This window comes from Hymenobacter fastidiosus, assembly GCF_039539565.1.
Classification (GTDB): domain Bacteria; phylum Bacteroidota; class Bacteroidia; order Cytophagales; family Hymenobacteraceae; genus Hymenobacter; species Hymenobacter fastidiosus.
The window spans coordinates 198,303-219,760 of sequence record NZ_BAABDJ010000006.1; the positions used below are offsets into that span (position 1 = coordinate 198,303).

The window sequence follows — 21,458 nt, forward strand, 5'->3', positions numbered from 1 at the left end:
TATTCGCTATTCCGCCCGTTCCCTCAGCCGCGGACCACTCACTACCGCCCTATTTTTTTATGAAGAGACTATTGCTGGCATTGGGGTTGCTGCTGAGTATCTGCGCGGCCCGGCCGGCTGCGCCCACGTTTCGGGAGCAGCAGCTGCACTACCCGCGGGTGCGGGCCGCCTACGCCCGGCACTGGCCGGCCATGCGCCAGCTGCTGCACCGCCGCCACCTCGATCCGGCCCGGCTGGAAGTATTTATCCGGGTGTTCAAAATCGGGCAGCGGGTAGAAGTGTGGGGCCGCAACCAGGGGGAGCCGGCCTTCCAGCTGGTGCGCACCTACCCCATTGCCGCCTGCTCGGGCGCGCTGGGGCCCAAGCGGCAGGAAGGCGACCGGCAGGTGCCCGAAGGCTTCTACTTCATCAACCGCTTCCACCCCAGCAGCCTCTACCACCTCTCGCTGGGCCTGGACTACCCCAATGCCGCCGACCTGGCCCTGGGAATCCCTAAACCCGGCGGCGACATTTTCATCCATGGCTCCAACGTGACCATCGGCTGCCTGCCCATCACCGATCCGCTGATTGAGGAGCTGTACGTGCTGCTGGTGGAAGCCCGCTCGGCCGGCCAGGAAGCTATTCCGGTCCACATCTTTCCCTTCGAGCTGCGCGACGAGGTGCTGGCGCGCTACCAGCAGCACCGCCACTACGCCTTCTGGCGGAGCCTGCAGCCAGGCTACGCGGAGTTTGAGAAAATGGTGAAGATTGATTTTTGAATCTTTGGGGTATGCCAGCTGACGGCGCAGGGGAGTTTTCCCGCCGAGGTCCGCCGAGGGTTGCGCAGAGGTAGGCAGAGCCCAGCCTGCATTCACACTTCAACATTCCTGATCCAATATTCCTGATGCGCGAATCAGCCGTTCTGGTGCCCGTGTTCCGCGATGCCGCCGGGGAGCTGAAGGTGGTGCTCGTACACCGGGGCGAGCGGGGCGTACACGGCGGGCAGCTGGCTTTTCCCGGCGGCAAGCGTGACCCCGAAGATGCTTCCTTCCTGGCCACGGCGCTGCGCGAAACGCGGGAGGAAGTCGGGCTGGGCCCCGAAAGCATTGAGGTGCTGACGGCGCTGCCCGAGATTCAGACCTTCACCACCGGCTTCCATATTGCCCCGTTTCTGGCCCGCATCACCCCCCCGCCGACGTGGCAGTTTCAGCAGCCCGAAATTGCCGAAGTGCTCGAAGTCAGCCTGCGCTACCTGGCCGACCCGGCCGCCCACGGCGAGGAAGAGTGGCAGCTGACGGGCTGGCCGCATCCTGCCCCGATTTCGTTCTGGCGGGTGGGGCCGCACCACCTCTGGGGCGCCAGCTACCGGATTCTCCGTCCTCTGGTGCCGCGCCTGCTGGCCGGGGAGTGGGCGGTGTAGAGGTTATCTGCGCCGGCTATGGAGGTTGGATTTGTGAGCCGGACAAGGCGGATTCCGGCTTGATAATGCCACTTTTTCGGCCGTCCTTGCGGCGGCTAATCCGGTTGTACTGCCCCCCGCTTTCATGCCTGCTCCTGCCCTTTCCGGCCGTAAGCCGCTCTATTATTTTCTGACCCTCGCGCTGCTGCTGCTGGCCGGGGAGCTGACTATTACGCGCCTCGCGCGCTTTACCACCACGCCGGGTCTGCCCTTTGCCGTAACGGTAGATCTGGTGGTGGGGCTGCCGGTGTTGTACTACCTGTTCATCGTGCGGCGCTACAAGGTGGGCTGGACCACGGTGGCGGGTGTTTTTGGGCTGGCGCTGGTGGTCGCCGCCTGGATTTTGCCCCCGGCGCAGCAGCTGTATCTGGGCTGGTTCCGCAAGGCGCTGCTGCTGGCCGAGCCGGTGCTGCTGGTAGTGCTGGTGGTGCGCCTGCGCCGCCTGGTGCACCACTACCGCCTGGCCGCCGCCATCGAGCCGGACTTTCTGCTGAATCTGGCCGCCAGCTTCCGGGCGGTTTTTGGGCAGCCCCTGCCCTTTTTGGTCAGTGAGGCCGCCATGGTGCGTTACGGCCTGCTGGGGTGGCTGAAGCCGGCGGCGGCACAGCCGGGATTTTCGATGCACCGTGAATCGGCTTTCACCGCCATCATGGGCACACTGCTGCTGGTTTCGGTGGCCGAAATGGGCGGTGTGCATCTGCTGGTGCAGCGCTGGAATCCGGTGGCGGCCTATTGGCTGCTGGGTCTGAGCGTGTATGGCATGGGGTTTCTGCTGGGCCATCTGCAGGCGGTGCGGCAACGGCCGCTGCTGCTCACCGCAACCGTGCTGCGCATCCGTGTCGGGTTGGTCTGGAACTTCGACCTGCCCCTGGCCGCCCTGGCCGCCGCCGAGCCCTGGCGCGACGCGGAGCCGCTACCCGAAGGGGTACTGAATCTGGCCCAGCAGCTCATCACGCCGCCCAACGTGCTGCTCAGCTGCCACCACGCCATAACGGCGCTGGGCCCCTACGGCCTGGGCAAAACCACCCGGCAGTTGGCGCTGTATGTCGATAAGCCGGCGGAGTTCGTGCAGGCGCTGCAGCGGCCGGTGGCGGAGTGAGGCCGCCGCCGGGCCCGCACATCATTCTGGCACGAAATTGCGTTTAGCAGCGGCAACCGGCTGTCCATTCCTTTCCCGCGCCGGCTTTCCAACCTATGCAACAACTTTCTTTCTTTACTGCGCTGCTCCTGGTCTGCTGGCTCCGGCCGGTTTCGGCTAGTGCCCAGGGCGAGCAATCCATCTGGTATTTCGGCGGTCAGGCCGGCCTGCGCTTCACCGGCACCGCGGCCCCGACGCCCTTGCTGGACGGCAAGATGAGCACCTACGAAGGCTCGGCGGTAGCCACCAACCAGCAGGGTCAGCTTCTCTTTTACACCAACGGCGAGCTGGTCTACAACCGTAAGCACGAGGTGATGCTGAACGGCAAGGGCCTGATGGGCAGCAAGTCCAGCGCCCAGAGTGCCCTCATCGTGCCCGACCCCGGCAGCGGCAACGTGTTCTACATTTTCACCGCCGCCCCCCAGGGCACCAGCAACGGCATGCGCTACTCGGTAGTGGATATGACCCGCGAAGGAGGCTTCGGCGACGTCCCCCGTTCCAACCTGCTGCTCATCACGCCCGTAGCCGAAAAGCTGGCCGCCGTGAAGCACAAAAACGGCCGCGACGTCTGGGTTATCGGCCACCGCTGGAACTCCAATGCCTTCGTTTCCTACCTCGTAACGGCCGAGGGCGTGGAAACCAAACCCATCCTGAGCAACGTGGGCAGCATGAATGCCGGCCCCGGCCGCAATGCCATCGGCACCATCAAATTCTCCCCCGACGGCACCAAGCTGGCTACCTCCATCTGGCGGGAAGGCAACAAGTTCGAGGTGTTCGACTTCGACGCGACCACCGGCAAGGTCAGCAACCCCAAATCCTTCGGCCCCTATGAGGAAGCCTACGGGGTTGAATTTTCGCCCGACGGCACCAAAGTATACGGAACCTGCAATGGCAAAGGCGGCGGGCGGGCTGAAATCTGGCAGTTTGATCTGACCCCGAAAAAGCCCACCTCGACCAAAATCGGCACTTCCGCCAACCGCAAAATCGGCTCCTTACAAGCTGGCCCCGACGGCCGAATTTACGTGGCCCGCGAAGACAACCTCTTCCTGGGCGTCATCCAAAGCCCCAACACTGCCGGCCTGGCCAGCAAATACGTGGACGATGGGCTCAAGCTCGGCGGCCGCCGCAGCAAGCTGGGCCTACCCATTTTCGTGCGGTAGGGCCTCCCCCCCGGCCCCGTTGGCCTCACCCCCGGCCCCTCTCCTAGGGGAGAGGGGAGCCAGCCGACGCGGAGTTGTCGGCTCTCGCCTCCGACTCCGCCCTGCATTAAGCAATAAGTACCCAACAAGAATTAGTTTGACCTATTTGGAACGTCATGCTGAGCTTGTCGAAGCATCTCTAACTAGTCGTTAAACGATTGGTTTAGTGTGCGGTAGAGATGCTTCGACAAGCTCAGCATGACGTTCTTTTTAATGCAAAACGATTTTCGCCACCTACTTAGCGCTGTAAGAACACGAAAGCCTCAGCTGAAAAGCTGAGGCTTTTGTCCGTTCGTGCCATCAGGCTCCCCTCTCCCCCAGGAGAGGGGCCGGGGGTGAGGCCCTACTGCTCCTTCCCGAACCTAAACCGCAGGAACCCCGCTGCCACCGACAGATACGGGTTCTGCGAAGTCAGCAGGCCGGCGGCGTCGCGGGTGCTGATGCCGGCTTCGTAGAAGCCCGTGGTGAGGGTGACGCCCAGCGGCACGCTCACGCTGTAGCCGGCACCGGCCGAAACGCCACTGCTGAACCGGATCCAGCGCACGGGCTTGAAGTCGACGCCCAGCCCTACAAAGGGGGCGGTGAGGTTGCCGGCCACCTGGTTCAGGGGTAAGGTCACGTCGATGCCGGTTTCGAAGTATTCGCTGATGCGCAGCCCGGCCCCGGCCCGCAGCTTGGTGGGCAGGTCGGCACGGCGCGACTGGGCGGGCTGGTACTGAAACAGGCTGTCGGAGCCGGCGGAGAAAATTTCGGCAGCCTCCCGAAAGAAGTCGTAGCTGCCCACCCCGGCGGAGCGCAGGCGCTTCAGCCTCTGGTCGTTGGCCGTCACCAGGTTACCTTCCCACGTCATACGTCCCACGTCGGTGAGGGCCAGGCCCAGGCGCAGCTTCCTGCCCGCTTCCAGGGCCAGGCCCAGGTCGAAGCCGTGCCCTTTGCCCACGGGCTGCAGGCCATCGGCCCGCTGGCGCAGGTTGAACGAGGGGTTGCTGACCAGCGCGCCGTAATCGATATCAAACAGCGGCGACATCGAGCCGTAGGCGTCCACCTTGCCATCCTTCACCTGAAAATCCACGACCCCGATACCCTGAATGTAGCGGTAGCCGGCGCCGGCCGACAGCTGTACCAGGGGGAGGTCGAGCACCCGGGTTCCGAGGGCCAGGTTAAACTCATTAAGCCAGGCCATCTGCAGCTCCGTGCCGGCCAGGGCTTCTGAAATCAGCGGCGACGTCTGGATGTCGTAGTTCTGAAAAATGGGCGCATCCTTGCCCAGAAAAGTTATTTCCGCGGCGTTCTTGCTCAGCCCCACGTGGCTCGAAATGCGCTGCCGGTTGCTGACGGCAATACTGCCCACGCCCGGCAGGGCCACGGAAAGCCCGAAGGTCGTAGCGTCGATATTCAGATTCAGCGCGTTATCGGAGGTAAAGCTGCGGGCCAGCTCCTGCTTGTCGGCGGCACTGAGCTCGTCGCCGGCCCGATAGATGAACTTCTTGAGCTGGGTGCGGGTGATGGACTGTGACCCGATGCCGGCCCCGAACTCGCCGATGGTGAAAGCGAATTTGGCCCCGCCCACCCGGCCCAGGTTGCCGGGGTTGATGCCGATGGCCTGGTAGTCGGTGGCGAAAGTGGTGGCTACGCCGCCGCGGCCGGTGGCGGTGAAGTTACTCAGCTCATTCTGGGCCCAGCTGAACCCGGGAAAAGCCAGCAGGACGACCAGCAGGGAGCGTTTCAGGGCGGCAGAACCAACAGGTAGAGAAACAGGCATAAGGCGGGCGCTAAACGGACGACAGTTGGTCAAATGTACTATTATGGGGTAGTTTGCGGTTTCAATCAGCGGCCCGCTGGTATTATTTTTTTGCTCCGCCCCGATTCCGCCCCCAATGGCCCGCCGCTTTTCCGCTTCCGACTACGCCGACGGCATCCTCAGCGGCAACCGCGTGCGGCTCAGTCAGGCCATTACCCTCGTCGAAAGCACCCTGGCCACCGACCAGCAGCTGGCCCAGCAGGTACTCGATGCGGTGCTGCCCCACGCCGGCCGCTCGGTGCGGGTGGGCATCACGGGCGTGCCGGGCGTGGGCAAGAGCACCTTCATCGAAGCCCTGGGCCTGCACCTGGTGAATAAGCTGGGGCGGAAGCTGGCCGTGCTGGCCGTGGACCCCAGCAGCCAGCGCGGCGGGGGCAGCATTCTGGGCGATAAAACCCGGATGAACCTGCTGGCGGCGCACCCCCAGGCCTACATTCGGCCTTCCCCCGCCGGCGGCAGCCTGGGCGGCGTCACGCGCAGCACCCGCGAGGCGCTGCTGCTGTGCGAGGCGGCGGGCTTCGACGTGATTTTCGTGGAAACCGTGGGCGTGGGCCAGAGCGAAACTGCCGTCCACGGCATGGTCGACTTCTTCCTGCTGCTAATGCTGGCCGGCGCCGGCGACGAGCTGCAGGGCATTAAGAAGGGCATTATGGAAATGGCCGACGCCGTGACCATCACCAAGGCCGACGGCGGCAATGAAACCGCCGCCCGCCTGGCCCGGCGCGAGTACCAGAACGCCCTGCACCTGTTCCCGCTGGCCCCCAGCGGCTGGAGCCCGCAGGTTACGGTCAGCTCGGCCGTGACGGGCCAGGGCGTGCCGGAGGTGTGGCAGGTGGTGGAGCAGTACTGCCAGCAAACCCGGAGCAGCGGCTACTTCGGGCAGCGCCGCCAGGAGCAGAACCTGCACTGGCTCCACGAAACTATTCGTCAGGCGCTGGAAACGCGGTTTTTCGCCCGCCCCGACGTGGCCCGGCAGCTGGCCGCCGTGCAGCAGCAGGTGAAGGAAGGCACCAAATCAGCCTTCGGCGCGGCTGAAGAGCTGCTGGGGCTGTAGGCCGCAACGCATCAAAATCAGCACGTCGTTCCGAGCGTAGCCGAGGAATCCCGCGGGCAGTCGTCGTTGGAATAAGAACGTCATATCGAGCCAGGCGCGACATCTCGCGGGCTGATGGTGGCATGATCATACCACGAAGCGGGAGAGGTCCTTCGCGCTGCTCAGGATGACAGTTAGCTTGGCCACGTCAGCCCGCGAGATTCCTCGGCAAGCTCGGAATGACGGCCAGGGCCATAATCACGCTGCCGAAAAAATATTTCACCCGCTGCTGTAACCTTCCCGGAAAGGCGCAGTTTCCACCGCCGAATACGCCTCCACCTCCTCACCAGCTCCAGCTTGAACACGCTTACTGACAATTCGCTCATGCTGCAGGTGAAGGCCGGTCAGGTCGAGAAGATGGGCCTGCTGTTCGAACGCTACCACCGGCCGCTGTTCGCCTTCTTCTACCATTCCAACGGCCACGCTACGGCCAGCGAGGATCTGGTGCAGAACGTCTTCTACCGCATGCTGAAGTACCGCCACACCTTCAGCGGGGAGGGCGAGTTTCGGAGCTGGATGTACCACCTCGCGCGCAACGTGCTGGCCGACGCCGCGAAGAAAAACAAGGCTTCGGCCCACCACCAGGACATTGCGGACTGGACCGAAAAGCTGGCCGGCGGGCCGCTGGCCGATGCGGGGCTGCAACAGACCCAGGAGGTAGCGCTCCTGCACCAGGCGCTGGGCCAGCTCAGCGCCGGGCAACGGGAAGTACTGGTGCTGAGCCGCTTCCAGGAGCTGAAATACGAGCAGATTGCGCAGCTGCTCGACACGACGGCTGGGGCCGTGAAGGTGCGCGCGCACCGGGCCCTGGGCCAACTGAAAAACATCTATCTGAAACTCGAACATGGAAGCAAACAGGAACTGTGAGAGCGTGCAGCCCGAGCTGCTGGCCTGGCTGGCCGGCGACTTAGCGGCCGCCGACCAGCAGGCAGTGGATGCCCATCTGGCCCAGTGCCCCGCCTGCCGGCAGGAGCTGACGGCCGTGCGCGAGCTGTGGCAGGCGATGGGCACGCTGCCCGTGCCCGAACCGAGTGAGCTGCTTCGCCCCCGCTTCTATTCTATGCTGGCCGGGTTTCAGGCGGCCGAGCAGCAACGGCAGCGCTGGTCGGTGGCCGGCATAAGGGAACGGCTGCGCGAGTGGTGGCAGCCAGCCTACGCCCTGCGGCTGGCCTACAGCCTGGCGCTGCTGCTGGTGGGGCTGGTGGCGGGCTATGGGCTGAAGGGCACTCCGGCAGCGCCCGAAGTGGCCCGGCAGGCGCCGACGGCTACTGCAGCTCCCGAAACCAGCCGGCAGGTGCTGCTGCTCGAACAGCTGGCCAACCCTTCGGCCGTGCAGCGCCTGAAGGCGGTAAGCCACGCCGAGGAGCTGGCCCCTACCAACGAGCGGGTGCTGGCGGCCCTGCTCAGCACCCTCAACCAGGATCCGAACGTGAATGTGCGGCTGGCCGCCCTGGAAGTGCTGACCGGCCTGACCCAGGAGCCTATCGTGCGCCAGGGGCTGGTGAAGTCCCTGACCCAGCAGGACTCGCCCCTGGTGCAGTCGGCGCTGGCCGATGTGATGGTGCAGCTGCAGGACCGCCGCTCGGTGCGGCCCCTGCGCAAGCTGCTCCAGCAGGACAACCTGAACGAGCAGGTGAAAAGCAAAATCGAACAAAGCATTGAGACCTTGTCGGGTGACCAGGCTCCCCCACTTTCCGATCCATCGACCCATAATGAAACCCGCAACGACATCCGGCCTGCTCTGGCTCCTATTGTGGCTGCCTAGCGGCTTCCTCCAGGCCCAGAACCGCACCGATAAAGAACAGATCAGGCGGGAGTTTACGCTGACCGGCCAGGCGGGCAGCAGCACGCTGGCCCTCTACAATATCTCCGGCTCGGTGACGGTGGAAGGCTACAACGGCCCGACCGTGGTGGTGGAGGCCACCAAAACCATCCGCGCCGACAACGCCCAGCGGCTGGCCCAGGGCAAAAAAGAAGCCCAGCTCGGCTTTCTGCAGCGCAACGACAGTGTGGTGGTGTATGTGCAGGGCCCGCAGGACTCGCGCCCCCGGCGCAACAACTACTCCAACAGCCGGAACCTCGAGTACGACTACCGGTTCGACATCACCGTGAAAGTGCCGGCCGCGATGCGCGTAAACGTATCGACGGTGAACGGCGAAATGGTGCTGGTGCAGGACGTGAGCGGACCGCTGCAGGCCCGCAACGTGAACGGCGGCGTGACCATCAAAAATGCCCGCGAAGCCACCGTGGCCCGCACCGTGAACGGCGACGTGGCCGTGAGCTACGCCGCGGCCCCGACCCAGGCGGCGTCCTACCACACCATCAACGGCAACATCAGCGTGAGCTACCCGGCCGATGTGTCGGCCAACCTCTACTTCAAAAGCATGCACGGGGAGCTCTACACCGACTTCCCCAAAACCGTAGTGCTGCCCGCCCGCGTGACCCAGAACCAGCAGCGCGACGGAGCCGGCACCAAATACAAACTCAGCAAGGAAACGGCCGTGCGGCTGGGCCAGGGTGGCCCCGACTACCGCTTCGAAACCATCAACGGCGACGTCACCATCAAGCAGCAAACCCGATGAACAAGCTCCTTTTTTCAACTCTGCTGACCCTGCTCACGCTGGCGGGCGCCCGCCCCGGCGCGGCCCAGCAGGCGGGCAAAGACCAGCAGATGGTCGTGGCCCTGAGCAGCCCTGGTAAGCCCGGCACCCTGCACCTGAAGCTGGTCGGTGGCTCCATTCGGGTGGAAGGCTACAGCGGCAGGGACGTGGTTATCGACGTGGTCAGCCACGTCGGCCGCGACCGGGGCTCCGATTCGGAGGAAAGCCGCGACGGTATGCGGCGCATCGCCCGGGTGAATGGCCTCGATGTGACGGCCCAGGAAAAGAACAACCACGTGTACGTCCGCTCTCAGCCCGGCCCCCGGCCCGTCGATTTCACCATCAAAGTACCCCGCCAGTTTTCGCTGCAGATCGGGACCGTGAACGACGGCAACATCACGGTGGAAAACGTGAGCGGGGAGCTGGAAGTGTCGAACGTGAACGGCTCCATCCGGCTGGGCAACGTGGCGGGCTCGGCGGTGCTGAACACCGTGAACGGCGACGTAACGGCCCGGTTTACCGACGTGACGGCCAACGCGCCCATGGCCTTTTCCAGCGTCAACGGCAAGATTGACGTCACCTTCCCAGCCAAAGTCAAAACGGCGCTCAAGCTTAAATCGGACCGGGGCGAAATCTACAGCGACTTCGACCTGACCGTAGATACCAGCGCCCCGAAAGTGAGCCGCACCGCCAAGGACGGCACCTACCGCGTGAACGTGGACAACTGGACCTACGGCAAGATCAACGGCGGCGGGGCCGAGGCCATGATGAAGACCCTGAACGGCAACATCTACATCCGCAAAGCCAAGTAAGCAGCCTTTCACGCACGATCGGGCGGGCGAAATACGCCTGCGCTGGCGGAAGTCTGAAGCGAGGCGCAGCCGGGCGTGACTTCCAGCCCCGAACACGAGGTCAGTCTCCGGACTGACACCGCCAGCAAGCCTACTTTCCGTTGCCCGTTTCCGCAAGTCAGGAGACTTGCCGCGTGTTCGGGGCTGGAAGTCCCATTCCGCTGCGCTCCATTTAAGACTTCCGCCAGTCGACTAGTCGACTGGCCCCAACGCTCTTCCGGACCCTTGTTTTTCAGCGCCGCTTTGGCGGCTGCCAGCCACTGCTGTGTCCGGTTGGGTCGGGCTTGCCCCTCTTTTCGCCGTCCGGCTTCCTCCCCAAAACGCCTGCGTTATGCACTCCACGACTATTCCGCGTTTTTCCGGCTTGCTGCTGGCCCTGAGCCTGGGCACCCAATGGGCCACCGCTCAGGCTCCGGCCCCGGCCGCCACGCCCACCCCGACCACTACGGCCGCCGCCAGCGCCGCCCCCAAGCGGCAGCTCCAGGCCATCCGCATCAGCAGCAGCATCAGGCTCGACGGGCTGCTCGACGAAGCGGCCTGGGCGCAGGCCCCCGTAGCCACCGACTTTGTTCAGCAGCGCCCCAACCCCGGCGTGCCCGAAAAGAACCGCACCGAAGTGCGGGTGCTCTACGACGATGCCAACCTCTACATCGGGGCCGTGCTGCACGATGTAAGCCCCGATTCGATTCTGCGGGAAATGACGGCCCGGGACCAGTTTGGCAACACCGACCTGTTTTCGGTATTCCTCGATACCTACCACGACCAGCTCAACGGCTACAACTTCACCGTGACCACCAGCGGCGTGCAGCTCGACGCCCGTTACTCCCCGGCCGGGGGCGAAGACTTCAACTGGAATGCCGTCTGGGACGCCCGCACCACCCAGCGCGGCACCGACTGGGTGGCCGAGCTGCGGATTCCCTACTCCGCCATCCGTTTCAGCAAAGCGCCGGAGCAGCTCTGGGGCATCAACTTCGCCCGCCAGCGCAAGCGCGACAATGCCCAGTTCTTCTGGAACGAGGTCAAGCCCGCCGTCAATGGCTTTGTGAACCAGTGGGGCGAGCTGCGCGGCGTACGCGACGTGCAGCCCCCGCTGCGCCTGTCGCTGACGCCCTACATTTCCAGCTACGTCAATCATAATCCGCTCAGCGCCGACGGCTCGCGCCGCACCACGACCAGCCTCAACGGCGGGGCCGACGTGAAATGGGGAATCAACGAAAGCTTCACGCTGGATGCCACCCTGGTGCCCGATTTCGGGCAGGTGCAGAGTGACAATCAGGTGCTGAACCTGTCGCCGTTTGAAGTGCAGTTCAATGAGAACCGGCAGTTTTTCACCGAGGGCACCGAGCTGTTCACCAAGGGCAACCTGTTTTACTCCCGCCGGGTGGGCGCTACGCCCATCGGCTTCTACGGGGTGAAGGCGGGGGCCCGGGAAAAGGTGCTGCGCAACCCTTCGGAAACCGGCCTGCTGAATGCCACCAAGATTTCGGGGCGCACCCAAAACGGCCTGGGCGTGGGGTTGTTCAATGCCGTATCCAACGACGTGTACGCCACCGTACGCCACACCGAAACCGGGCAGGAGCGGGAGGTGCTGACCCAACCGTTCAGCAACTACAACATTGCAGTGCTGGACCAGAGCCTGAAGAACAACTCCTACGTCTCGCTCATCAACACCAACGTAACCCGGGCCGGCCGCACCTACGATGCCAACGTGACCGGCGGGCTGTTCAGCTTCAACGACAAAACCAACACCTACGCCGTGGATGGCCGCGTGGTGTACTCCCGCCGCCGCGGCAACACGTTTGGCTCCGATACGGTCCGGGTCAGCGACCCGGACGGCTACAAGTACACCGTTGGGGTGGGCAAAGTCAGCGGCAACCTGACCTGGGGGGTGAACCACGGCATCGAGTCGGACACTTACAACCCCAACGACCTGGGCATCCTGTTCGGCAACAACAGCATCAGCCAGTGGGGCTACGTGACGTACCGTAAGTACCAGCCCTTCTGGAAAGTCAACAACCTGGGGCTTTTCGGCCAGATCAATCATTCGCTGCTCTACCGGCCCACGCGCCACCAGAGCCTGAGCTTCTACCTGGGCGGCAACACCACCTTCACCACAAATTTCCTGCAGGTGGGCTTCGACCTCAACGTGGACCCGGCCAACAACGACTTCTTCGAGCCGCGCCAGAATCCGCTGGGCCGGTACCTGGTGCGGGTGCCGGGCAGCACCAGCCTGGGCCTGTTTGTCAACTCCGACTCGCGCAAAAAGCTCGCCCTGAGCATGAACGCCGGCAACCGCACCTACGGCCTGGACGAGCAGCTGCCCCGGGCCCGGCGCGCACACTACACGGTGGGCTTTTATCCGCGCTACCGCGTCAGCAACCATCTCACGTTTCGCTACAGCCTGGACTGGAGCCGGGCGGGCAACCAGGTCGGCTTCGTGAATGGCGGCCTCGCGGCCGATGAGCCGCTCGACCAGCCCTGGCTGGGCCAGATCCTGCTGGGCCGCCGCGCCGTGGCCACGGTGTCGAACGTGCTGTCGGCGGCTTACACGTTCACCAACCGGATGTCGTTCACGCTGCGTACGCGCCACTACACCAGCAACGTGCGCTACGCCGACTTCACCACCCTGGCCCCGGGCGGGCAGGAAACCAGCGTGGCCTACCAGCGCAACCGCGACAACACCTACAACGCCTTCAACGTGGACGCGGTGTACTCGTGGTGGTTTGCGCCCGGCTCGCAGATCAGTGTGGTCTGGAAAAATGCCGGATCCACGTTCCTGCTGGCCGAAGAAGCCACGCCCCAGTACTTCGACAACTTCAACAACACCATCAACACGCCCCACAATAACTCAGTGTCGGTGAAAGTGCTCTACTACCTGGACTATCTGATGCTGCGGCGGAAGAAGTAAGGTTCGGCAAAACGAAGCGGGCCGCGCAGCAGAAACCAAATTTCTGCTGCGCGGCCCGCTTCGTTTTATCTTGATTCGGCCGGCCTTACTTCACCTCCAGCAGGTCCCACTTGTTGCCGTACAAATCCCGGAATACGACTACCCAACCGTAGCTTTCGTGGCGGGGCTCCTCCAGAAACGTCACGCCCCGGGCGGTGAACTGGTCGAAGTCACGCGCGAAGTCGTCGGTGTGCAGAAACAGGAAGACGCGGCCGCCGGCCTGGTTGCCCACGGCGGCCCGCTGCTCAGCAGTAGCAGCCCGGGCCAGCAGCAGGCGGGCGCCTCCCCCGGCGGCCGGCGCGACCAGCACCCACCGCTTGCCGTGGCCCAGGTCGGTGTCTTCCACCAGCACGAACCCCAGCTTGCCGATGTAGAACGCCAGCGCCTCGTCGTAGTCGCGCACGAGGAGCGTCAGGGAACCGAGGTGCTGGGCCACGCTGGTCTGGGTTAGAATCTGGTGCTGCTTTTTGGGCGGAATGCCGGCACTTACGTCCGCCGGGGCCGCAGCGTCAGGTAGTCGAGAAAGTACAGGATCTTGATGCTCACGTTGTTGTTGTGCGGCGTGTTGATGGTGTTGTTCAGGTTTTCGAAGTAGAGCGGGGTAGCTTCGTTGGCCTGCAGGAAATTGGTGCCGGCGTTTTTCCAGACGATGCTGATCTGCGAGCCGGGCGCGAACCACCACGAGTACACCGCGTCTATGTTGAAGGCGTTGTAGGTGTTGGCGCGGTTGCGGCGGTAGTCCACGGGCTCCTCGGTGCCGCCGGGCCGCAGCAGGGCAAAGTCCTGGTAGCGCACGGTGCTGGTGTAGTGGCGCGTGCGCACGGTGAGTGACATGCGGTTGGTAAACGTGTAGGCCGCCGACAGCACATTGCTGACCGTAACCACCTGCCGCCGGCCCAGCAGCACGTCTTTCGGGGCCCGGCCCAGCGGCACGCTGCCGCCCAGCTGCCTAATGACGGCCGTATCGAGCGGCTCCCGGCCATTCAGGCCGCCGTTGACGAAGCCAATCTGGTTCTGGCGCAGGCTCCAGTCGGCGGAGTAGCGGAAGTTGAGCTTGTTGTTGACGCGGTAGCGGGGCGAGACGGAAAAGTCGTAGTTCATGCGGCGCGGCCGTTCCGGCAGGCGCGTGTCGCGGGCGTAGGTGCGGATGCCGCCGTTCAGGTCCAGCGCCAGCTTTTTACGGTAGTCGGTGGAGATGTAGCCGCCCAGGTTGAAGCTGCCCGGTACCAGCACGGAGTACTTGCCCAGCGGCTCCTTGCGCGGCTCAAAATAGTCGCGGTTGCGCGGGTCAATGTTGAGGTTGAGGCCCGTACTCAGGAAGTTTTTGGTGAAGGTGGTATTGAAGCCGCCGTACAGATTCACGCTCTGCAGAGCGGTGGGCTGGTAGAGCAGGCTGTGGTTCAGGCCAAAAAAACTGTTGAACCGGTTCACTTTCCAGAACGGCTTGAAGATGTTGTAGTTGCCATAAAGCCCCTGCGAAATGGAGTTGTTGCTGAACAGAATGCCCAGGTCGTTGGGGTCGTAGGTATCGGACTCAATGCCGTGGAACGCGCCGTAGGTGAAGCTGCCGCTGATTTTGCTCACGTCCAGGCTGTACTTGTAGCCGTCGCGGTTGTCGATCTGGGCCTCCGAGTTGAAGATGTTGCCGCGGCGGCGCGAGTAGTTGGCCTGGCCGCTGAGGGCGTAGCGGTTTTTCTTGTCGGCGAAGCGAAACAGGCCGCCCGTCACGTTGGCGTCGTAGGTGCGGCCGGCCCGGGTTACGTTGGTGTTGATGAGCGAGACGTAGGAGTTGTTCTTCAGGCTCTGGTCCAGCACCACGATGTTGTAGTTGCTGAACGGCTGGGTCAGAATCTCCCGCTCCGCCCCCGATTCCGTGTCGCGCACGGTGGCGTACACGTTGTTGCTGAGGGCATTGAACACCCCCACCCCCAGTCCCTTGCTGGTGCGGCCCGAAACCTTGGTGGCATTCAGCAGGCCGGTTTCGCTGGGGTTGCGCACCAGCTTCTCCTTGTCGCCCACGGCCACCTCGTAGAACCCGATGGGCGTGGCCCCTACCCGGCGGGAGTAAAACAGGTTGCCCTTGGTGAACAGCTCGGTGCCTTCGGTGAAAAACTGGCGGTTCTCATTGAACTGCACCTCAAACGGCGACAGGTTCAGCACCTGATTGTCGCTCTGCACCTGCCCGAAATCCGGGACCAGGGTGGCGTCGAGGGTGAAGCTTTCGTTGAGGCCCCACTTCACGTCGGCCCCGCCGTTGAGGCTGGTGGTGGTGCGGCGCGTGCCGTCGGCGCTGAGCGGATTATGATTGACGTAGCTGGAAATGTAGGGCGTCAGCGAGAGGCGCAGCGGCGGCTTCACGTCGCGCACGCCGCTGAGCGTGCCCCACTGGTTCACGAAACCATCGACCTGGGGCTGCACCTCATTCCAGAAAAAGGTCTGGTTTTCCTTTTTGCGCTGGCGCATAAAGTTCAGGCCCCAGAGCTGCTCGGGCTGGCTGCTGAAGCGAATGGCCGAGTACGGAATCCGGATTTCGGCAATCCAGTCGGTGCCCCGAATGGCCGTGCGCGAGTCCCAGACGGCGTTCCAGTTGAAGTCTTCGCCGCTGGCCGGCGAGTAGCGGGCATCGAGCTGCACGCCCCCGGTGGTCACGAAGAACCCGTAGCCGTTGAGTTTATCCTGGTACGTATCGAAAAAGACCCCGAAAAAGTCGGTGTTGCCGAACTCGTCGCGCGGGGTCAGCTCGCGCAGAATCGAGTCCGGCGATACGTCGTGCATGATGGCCCCGATGTAGAGGTTGGCATCATCGTACAGGATGCGCACCTCGGTGGGGTGTTTTTCGTGCGGGCCGGGATTGGGCCGGGATTGAATGAAATCGGTGGCCAGCGCAGCTTCCTGCCATATCGGCTCATCGAGCTGGCCGTCGAGCTTAATGGGCTGGGTGATGCGCAGGGCCGAAAGCTGGCGCTTGGGCGCGGCCGCGGCCGTGGGAGAGGCAGGGGGTGAGGCCGGCGTATCCTGAGCGCGGGCCGCAGAGGTCAATAGTCCAAAAAGGCCGAGAAACAGGACCCGTACGCGCATAAAACAGGATGAAGAAAACATAAAGCAGACAGCTAAACAGATGAGCTAAACTCGCGAAGGGTTGCTCAAACCGGCGCGATTGGGCAAAAAAAGGGCGGCCTGCTCTCTGCAAGCCGCCTTTTCTACCCCCTTCATCACTCCGAGACGGAGATATTCACGTTGAAACTCTTGTCGTCGGCGTGGTTGAGCAGGGCCCGGTATTTCTTCGCCACTTCTTCCGGCTGCGGCTGCCCGTTCACTTTCATGCCGGCCTGATTCAGTTGCAGCTGATAGGATTTATCCTCTTTTCCAATCAGTCCGTCCTGGCGCAGCTGGTTGCCAATAACGCCGGAGTCAACGCTTGGCCTGCGTGGCGGCAGGGGTGCCCGCAGGGGCATGGGGGGAGTCACCGCCCGGGGCGCCCGCGGGGGCTGCGGGGGCTGCACAGGCCGGGGACCGGTAATAGTGCTGGTGCTGCTATCCGTATTGCGGGTAACGTTATAGCTACTGCCCGGGGCCAATTTATGGCCGGACTGGTTCTGCAGCAGGCCCAGATATTTGTCGCGCTGGGCGGCGGGCTGGGTTTTGCCGTTCACTACCAGGTTTTTGGCACTGAGACTAAGCTGGTAGTTGTCGGGGTCCGAAAGCAGGCCGTCGGCCCGGAGTTCGCGCACCATGGCGGCTTCGGTTCGTTCGCGCTGCTCCCGCATCCGGTCGTGCTGCTCCTGGGCCCGGTCCCGTTGCTCCTGCATCTGATCGCGCTGCTCCTGCATCCGGTCGCTTTGCTCCTGCAGCCGGTCGCGTTGTTCCTGCACCTGGTCGCGCTGCTCCTGGTCCCGGTCGCGCTGCTCCTGGTCCTGCTCCTGCTGGCGCTCCTGCTGCTGGTTGCGCAGCTCTTCGTGCTGCTCCTGCAGCCGGTCAAGCTGGTCGTCGAGCTGCTCCCGTATCTTCTCATCCGTTTCCCTGCGAATGGCCTCCCGAAGCTGGTGCTCGGCATCGCGCAGCGCTTCGTCCTGAACTTTCCCGGTGTCGATGATTTGCCCGGTCCTGGCGTTGCGGATTTCCACGCGCTTGCCGTTGCGCGTCACGTAGGTTTTGCCCGTCCCACGCTGGGCATTGGCCCGTACCCGCTCGGTATCCAGGTTCAGGTTCATCTGAAACCCGGGAAAAGCCATGCGCAGCGCCTCCCGGTCCTTGAAGGTCATGCCGTAGGTTTCGGAGCCGTCCTTGAAGTTGAAGGCGAAGTCGTCGCCGCTGTTGTTGCTCCCCCGGCGGTCGGCGCGGCCCGGTGCTGGCAGCTGAATGATTTCGGTGCTGCCGCCTTTGCCCTTCTTATTTTCGGCCTGCAGATCGATGCGGCGGCCATCGACGAAGATTTCCGTGGCCCGGCCCTTCTTATCGCGCTTCACTATCACGGTGCGGTCGTCATCATTGCGGCCGTACCGGCTGGATCCTTCCCCGGCCTCGTTGCGCACGATTACTACGCGCTGGTTTCCCTCGGTAGCCGGGCGCTTCTTTTTCTTGTCCTTGGTGTCGTCGCCGGCCGGCCCGTTCTGCGCCTGATCCTGAGGCAGGTATTCCGGCTGCGGGATGGGCGGCAGCGTATCCTGGTGCATAGCTTCGATGCTGTGCAGCCAGAGCGTATGGTCGGGGCGGACTACGAATCCGGCCAGGGCCTGAGCGTTGTCGGCCCAGGGTCGGGGGCTGGCCATCGATACGGCCGCCGTGACGCCCAGCAGCACCAGACCGCCCATCACGACCAGCGCGGCCATAAAGCCCTCGGAGAAGGTTGGAGCCGCCCGCCGCTGCACCAGCCGCCGGATGCGGCCCAGCAGCGAGCCATCGGGCCCCACGGCCGACAGGGCCAGCTGCGGCACGGGAGTGACGTCCTGCCCCATTTCAGCCAGCGCGGTCAGGGCCCGGGCCAACGTTAGTGGATCGCCACAGATGGCGGTAGCTTCGTCATCGCAGCAGTTTTCGCGCTCCGTACGCAGGCAGGCGGTGATAAACCAGACGGCGGGGTGGTAGAAAAAAAGGATTTCAGCCACCGACTGGAGCATGTTCATCAGATAGTCGCGGCGGACAATATGGGCCAGCTCGTGGGCCAGAATGGCTTCCAGCTGCTCCGGCGTGAGACCCAGCACCGTACCCAGGGGCAGCAGAATCACCGGCTTCAGGTGCCCGGCCACGAGCGGAGCTTTCACCAGCGCCGATTCGAGCAGGGTAACCGGGCGCTGCAGCCCGGCTTTAGCCGCCAGCCCTTCCAGCCGCTCGTTCCAGTGGGCCGCTAAGGGCTGCACCCGGTAATGCCGCAGGCGCTGCACGTAAGCCAGCCCACCCAGCAGGCGGAGCGTCATGGCCAGCAGCCCCAGCAGCCAGGCGGCAACAATCAAAGGCAGATTATGGTCGAAATACTGCAGCCAGGCCGGCAGACCAACCGCCCCACCGGCATCCGCAGCCGGCTGGTCGGCCGGCAGGAAACCCAGCGCCTCAGCTGTGCCGGCGGAGGTAGCCGGCGCGGCCAGGGCCGTAACCGCTTCCGGGCCGATCAGCGCAATCGAGTAATGCCGGATAAACGTCACCAAAGCCAGCCCGACCATGGTGGCCAGGGCTACGCAGGCCACATTGTAGCGCACCTGGGCCGAATGGCGCCGCAACAATAGCAGCAGCCCGACCAGGGCCAGCCCCACCACGGCTCCCTGCCAGAGCGAATGCACGATGGTCCAACCCAGGGCCCGCACCAGGGCGGGAGAAAGTGCAGTTTCAAGCCAGTTCATCGGTAGCAGCTTTATCGGTGGAGTCTTTCTGATCTTCCATCTGGTTGAGCAGCGTGCGGATCTGCTGCAGCTCCTCCTTCGAAGTACGGCGGTTGCCGAGCGCCTGCAGCACCAGCTTCATGGCCGAGCCCCCAAAAGCGGCATCCACGAACCGGTCGAGCAGCAGGCCCTGGGTTTCCTCTTCCCGCACGGCGGCGCGGTACACATGGGTGCGGCTATCGTCGTCGCGCAGCACCAGGCCTTTGTCGAGCATCAGCTGCAGCAGCTTCAGGGTAGTGGTATAGCCCACGTCACGGCGGCGGCTAAGCTCGTCGTTGACAACCCGGACGGTAGCCGGCCCCTGTTGCCAGAGCACCTGCAAAATTTCCAGCTCGGATTCGGTGGGCTTAGGAATGGGAGACTTGCTCATAGGAAGGCACTTTAGTACGACGCGTTTCGTACCTCAAACATATACGAAAGATATCGTAGTCCCAAATTTTACTACGAATACTTTCGTATGATTTACCCCAAAGATAAAAACCAGCCGTATCCGACTGGCTTTCACAGGACATCTATTTTTCCTTATGGTTGCAGAGCGCGTTTGCGCTTCAGCGTGATGCGGGCCCGCCGACAGATGCCACCCAGCGGCGGATTGAACTTCGACACGCGCACCTTCACCGAATGAACGTGCGGAAACTCCACCATAATCCGATCCAGCACCCGATGGCCCACGTGCTCCAGCAGCCGGGCCGGGGCGCGCATCTCCTCCGCCACCACCCGGTACAGGACTTCGTAGTTCACCGTTTCCTGGAGCTTATCCGAGGTACCCGCCGCGTGCAGGTCGGTGCTGATGTAAAGGTCTACCCCGTACTTGTTACCGATCTTCTGCTCCTCGTCGTAGTAGCCGTGAAACGCGAAAAACTCCATCCCCTCCAGTGCAATCTGACCCATGCTGTTAATGTGCTGATGTGATTAATGTGCTGATGTGTGGAATGTGATTAATGTGCTGATGTGTGAAATGTGATTAATGTGCTGATGTGTGGAATGTGATTAATGTGCTGATGTGTGGAATGTGATTACTGTGCTGATGTGCTGATGTGTGAAATGTGATTAATGTGCTGATGTGTGGAATGTGATTAATGTGCTGATGTGTGGAATGTGATTACTGTGCTGATGTGCTGATGGGTGGAATGTGATTAATGTGCTGATGTGATTAGCTAATGTGCTGCGGTGGTTGACCCAAAGGCCTTAAGAGGACCAGGCTTCCTTTTGATGAGGTGTGGCTGGTAGCTGAACGGCTGCTGTGCCGCCCACCCGCCAACGGACGCCTGGCGGCACCTCAACTACCTAAAAGAAAACCTGCCCGGTCGGGCAGGTTTTCGCACGTTCACAAAATCCGCGGAATCCGAAAAATCCGGAGGAATCCGTGGTCTAGATTTCGTCGAAGAACGACTTCTCGGCGGGGGCTGACGCCGCCACCGTCATCCCCGGGTGCGTCGCGGGCGAAGGCGGGGCTATTTCGGGATGACTGGGTCCCACGGGCTGAATATCGGGGCGGGTTGGCTCCACGTAGGGCTCTACGGGATTAGGAACCGTAGCCGGGCCGGGTTGATAGATGCGCTCCGGGTCCGAAATGCCGGGGTTCTCGTTGGGCGACGGGTTGGGCCGGATGTCGGGACCGGGCGTCCGGGCCGGGGCTCCGCGGTCGGGCTGCTCGCCGGGCTGGGGTTCCGGATGAGGATCGGGCTGCTCGCCGGGCTGGGGTTCCGGGCGAGGATCGGGCTGCTGACCGGGCTTGGGGTTGTAGCTGCCGGGTTGCGGGCCGATGGGCTGGCGGGGCTGGTCGGCCGCGCTACCCCCAACGGTGGCGGCGGCAGCGCCGGCGACGGCGGCAACGGCGGAAGTGGAAGCGGAGCTTACGAGCATGGCGGAATCGGGGTCAGGTGAGGAATCAGGTCGATTCACCTTTACGCTGGCCGCCCGCGAAAGGATGGCCGCGATTGACGCTTTCGGCCGGGCTTTCACCTTTTCTACTTTATCCAGGGAGTCGGCCGCCAGCCGCTGCAGGTCGCGCACGAGGCCTTCGAGCTGGTTTTCCAGGCCCTGGCACTGCTGCCCCAGGCCATTGACCTCGGTCTGCATTTCGACAATGGTTTTCTCCGCCTGCTTATAGGCCTCATCCACTACCGCGCGGGCCTTCTGCCGGGCATCGGCCAGAAGCTGATCGGCCTTGAGCTGAGCTTCCCGAATACGCAGCTCCGATTCGCGCTGGGCCTGCTCGGTGATGCTGTTGCCGGTATCTTCGGCCGTTTTGAGCGTGCGGTAGAGGCTCGTTTCCACTTCCCGCATCTTGCTCACGGCCTGGGTGGCATGGTCCAGCTTGAGGCGGAGCTCCCGGTTTTCGTCGCCCATTCGCTCCCACTGCTGGGAAAGGGTCACCAGAAAGGCTTCGACTTCTTCCTTGTTGAGGCCCCGGAAGGCTTTTTCAAAAGTCTTTTGCCGGATATCGAGGGCGGTAATCTTCATTTTTCAATCAACAATTATCAATGAGCCATTATCAATGACCAGGAGTCAATCA

The 21,458-nt window shown here is 63.2% G+C and carries 17 protein-coding genes; 10 read left to right on the plus strand and 7 right to left on the minus strand.

Annotated features, from left to right (window positions below; all coding sequences use genetic code 11):
• The first annotated feature begins 59 nt into the window (after window positions 1–59).
• The 4 genes from ABD833_RS04350 (at window position 60) to ABD833_RS04365 (ending at window position 3,736) form a co-directional block, all read left to right on the plus strand.
• Window positions 60–758 (plus strand): L,D-transpeptidase family protein, encoded by a 699-nt coding sequence (locus ABD833_RS04350; RefSeq protein ID WP_345071222.1) that lies wholly within the window; start codon window positions 60–62, stop codon window positions 756–758.
• Window positions 759–883: 125 nt separating this feature from the next.
• Window positions 884–1,399, plus strand: coding sequence for an NUDIX hydrolase (locus ABD833_RS04355; RefSeq protein ID WP_345071224.1), 516 nt, complete (start codon window positions 884–886; stop codon window positions 1,397–1,399).
• Window positions 1,400–1,523: 124 nt separating this feature from the next.
• On the plus strand, window positions 1,524–2,537 hold the full coding sequence (locus ABD833_RS04360; protein WP_345071225.1) for a hypothetical protein: 1,014 nt from the start codon (window positions 1,524–1,526) through the stop codon (window positions 2,535–2,537).
• Between the two features lie 95 nt (window positions 2,538–2,632).
• Complete coding sequence (locus ABD833_RS04365) at window positions 2,633–3,736, plus strand: TolB family protein (protein ID WP_345071226.1); 1,104 nt, start codon at window positions 2,633–2,635, stop codon at window positions 3,734–3,736.
• A 382-nt stretch (window positions 3,737–4,118) separates the two neighbouring features.
• On the opposite strand, the gene ABD833_RS04370 is transcribed toward ABD833_RS04365, so the two are convergent.
• Window positions 4,119–5,537 carry a DUF5723 family protein gene (locus ABD833_RS04370; protein ID WP_345071227.1) on the minus strand — a complete coding sequence of 473 codons (1,419 nt, stop codon included), beginning with the start codon at window positions 5,535–5,537 and terminating at the stop codon, window positions 4,119–4,121.
• Between the two features lie 115 nt (window positions 5,538–5,652).
• Here ABD833_RS04370 and meaB point away from each other — a divergent pair, with 115 nt between their 5' ends.
• From meaB to ABD833_RS04400, 6 genes are all read left to right on the plus strand, one after another.
• Window positions 5,653–6,630, plus strand: coding sequence for a methylmalonyl Co-A mutase-associated GTPase MeaB (meaB, locus tag ABD833_RS04375; protein WP_345071228.1), 978 nt, complete (start codon window positions 5,653–5,655; stop codon window positions 6,628–6,630).
• A gap of 336 nt (window positions 6,631–6,966) precedes the next feature.
• Window positions 6,967–7,536 carry an RNA polymerase sigma factor gene (locus ABD833_RS04380; RefSeq protein ID WP_345071230.1) on the plus strand — a complete coding sequence of 190 codons (570 nt, stop codon included), beginning with the start codon at window positions 6,967–6,969 and terminating at the stop codon, window positions 7,534–7,536.
• Window positions 7,514–8,434 carry a HEAT repeat domain-containing protein gene (locus tag ABD833_RS04385; RefSeq protein ID WP_345071232.1) on the plus strand — a complete coding sequence of 307 codons (921 nt, stop codon included), beginning with the start codon at window positions 7,514–7,516 and terminating at the stop codon, window positions 8,432–8,434. The genes ABD833_RS04380 and ABD833_RS04385 overlap by 23 nt, the downstream gene beginning before the upstream one ends.
• On the plus strand, window positions 8,421–9,251 hold the full coding sequence (locus ABD833_RS04390; RefSeq protein ID WP_345071233.1) for a DUF4097 family beta strand repeat-containing protein: 831 nt from the start codon (window positions 8,421–8,423) through the stop codon (window positions 9,249–9,251). Before ABD833_RS04385 ends, ABD833_RS04390 begins: the two co-directional genes overlap by 14 nt.
• Window positions 9,248–10,081 carry a DUF4097 family beta strand repeat-containing protein gene (locus ABD833_RS04395; RefSeq protein ID WP_345071234.1) on the plus strand — a complete coding sequence of 278 codons (834 nt, stop codon included), beginning with the start codon at window positions 9,248–9,250 and terminating at the stop codon, window positions 10,079–10,081. The genes ABD833_RS04390 and ABD833_RS04395 overlap by 4 nt, the downstream gene beginning before the upstream one ends.
• A 370-nt stretch (window positions 10,082–10,451) precedes the next feature.
• Window positions 10,452–13,028, plus strand: a complete 2,577-nt coding sequence (locus tag ABD833_RS04400; RefSeq protein WP_345071235.1) for a DUF5916 domain-containing protein — start codon at window positions 10,452–10,454, stop codon at window positions 13,026–13,028.
• Between the two features lie 85 nt (window positions 13,029–13,113).
• Here the strand turns inward: ABD833_RS04400 and ABD833_RS04405 are convergent, their stop codons facing one another.
• The 6 genes from ABD833_RS04405 to ABD833_RS04430 all read right to left on the minus strand — a co-directional run bounded on the left by ABD833_RS04405 (window position 13,114) and on the right by ABD833_RS04430 (window position 21,406).
• Entirely contained in the window at window positions 13,114–13,503 is a 390-nt protein-coding gene (locus ABD833_RS04405) for a VOC family protein (protein ID WP_345071236.1), read from the minus strand.
• A gap of 50 nt (window positions 13,504–13,553) precedes the next feature.
• Window positions 13,554–16,145, minus strand: coding sequence for a DUF5916 domain-containing protein (locus ABD833_RS04410; RefSeq protein WP_345071238.1), 2,592 nt, complete (start codon window positions 16,143–16,145; stop codon window positions 13,554–13,556).
• Window positions 16,146–16,279: 134 nt separating this feature from the next.
• On the minus strand, window positions 16,280–18,901 hold the full coding sequence (locus ABD833_RS04415) for a M56 family metallopeptidase (protein WP_345071240.1): 2,622 nt from the start codon (window positions 18,899–18,901) through the stop codon (window positions 16,280–16,282).
• A complete protein-coding gene (locus ABD833_RS04420; RefSeq protein ID WP_345071241.1) occupies window positions 18,888–19,310 on the minus strand; it encodes a BlaI/MecI/CopY family transcriptional regulator in 423 nt (140 codons plus the stop codon). The genes ABD833_RS04415 and ABD833_RS04420 overlap by 14 nt, the downstream gene beginning before the upstream one ends.
• A 152-nt stretch (window positions 19,311–19,462) precedes the next feature.
• Window positions 19,463–19,831, minus strand: a complete 369-nt coding sequence (gene folB, locus ABD833_RS04425; protein WP_345071242.1) for a dihydroneopterin aldolase — start codon at window positions 19,829–19,831, stop codon at window positions 19,463–19,465.
• Between the two features lie 480 nt (window positions 19,832–20,311).
• Window positions 20,312–21,406 (minus strand): DivIVA domain-containing protein, encoded by a 1,095-nt coding sequence (locus ABD833_RS04430; protein ID WP_345071243.1) that lies wholly within the window; start codon window positions 21,404–21,406, stop codon window positions 20,312–20,314.
• Window positions 21,407–21,458: the final 52 nt, after the last annotated feature.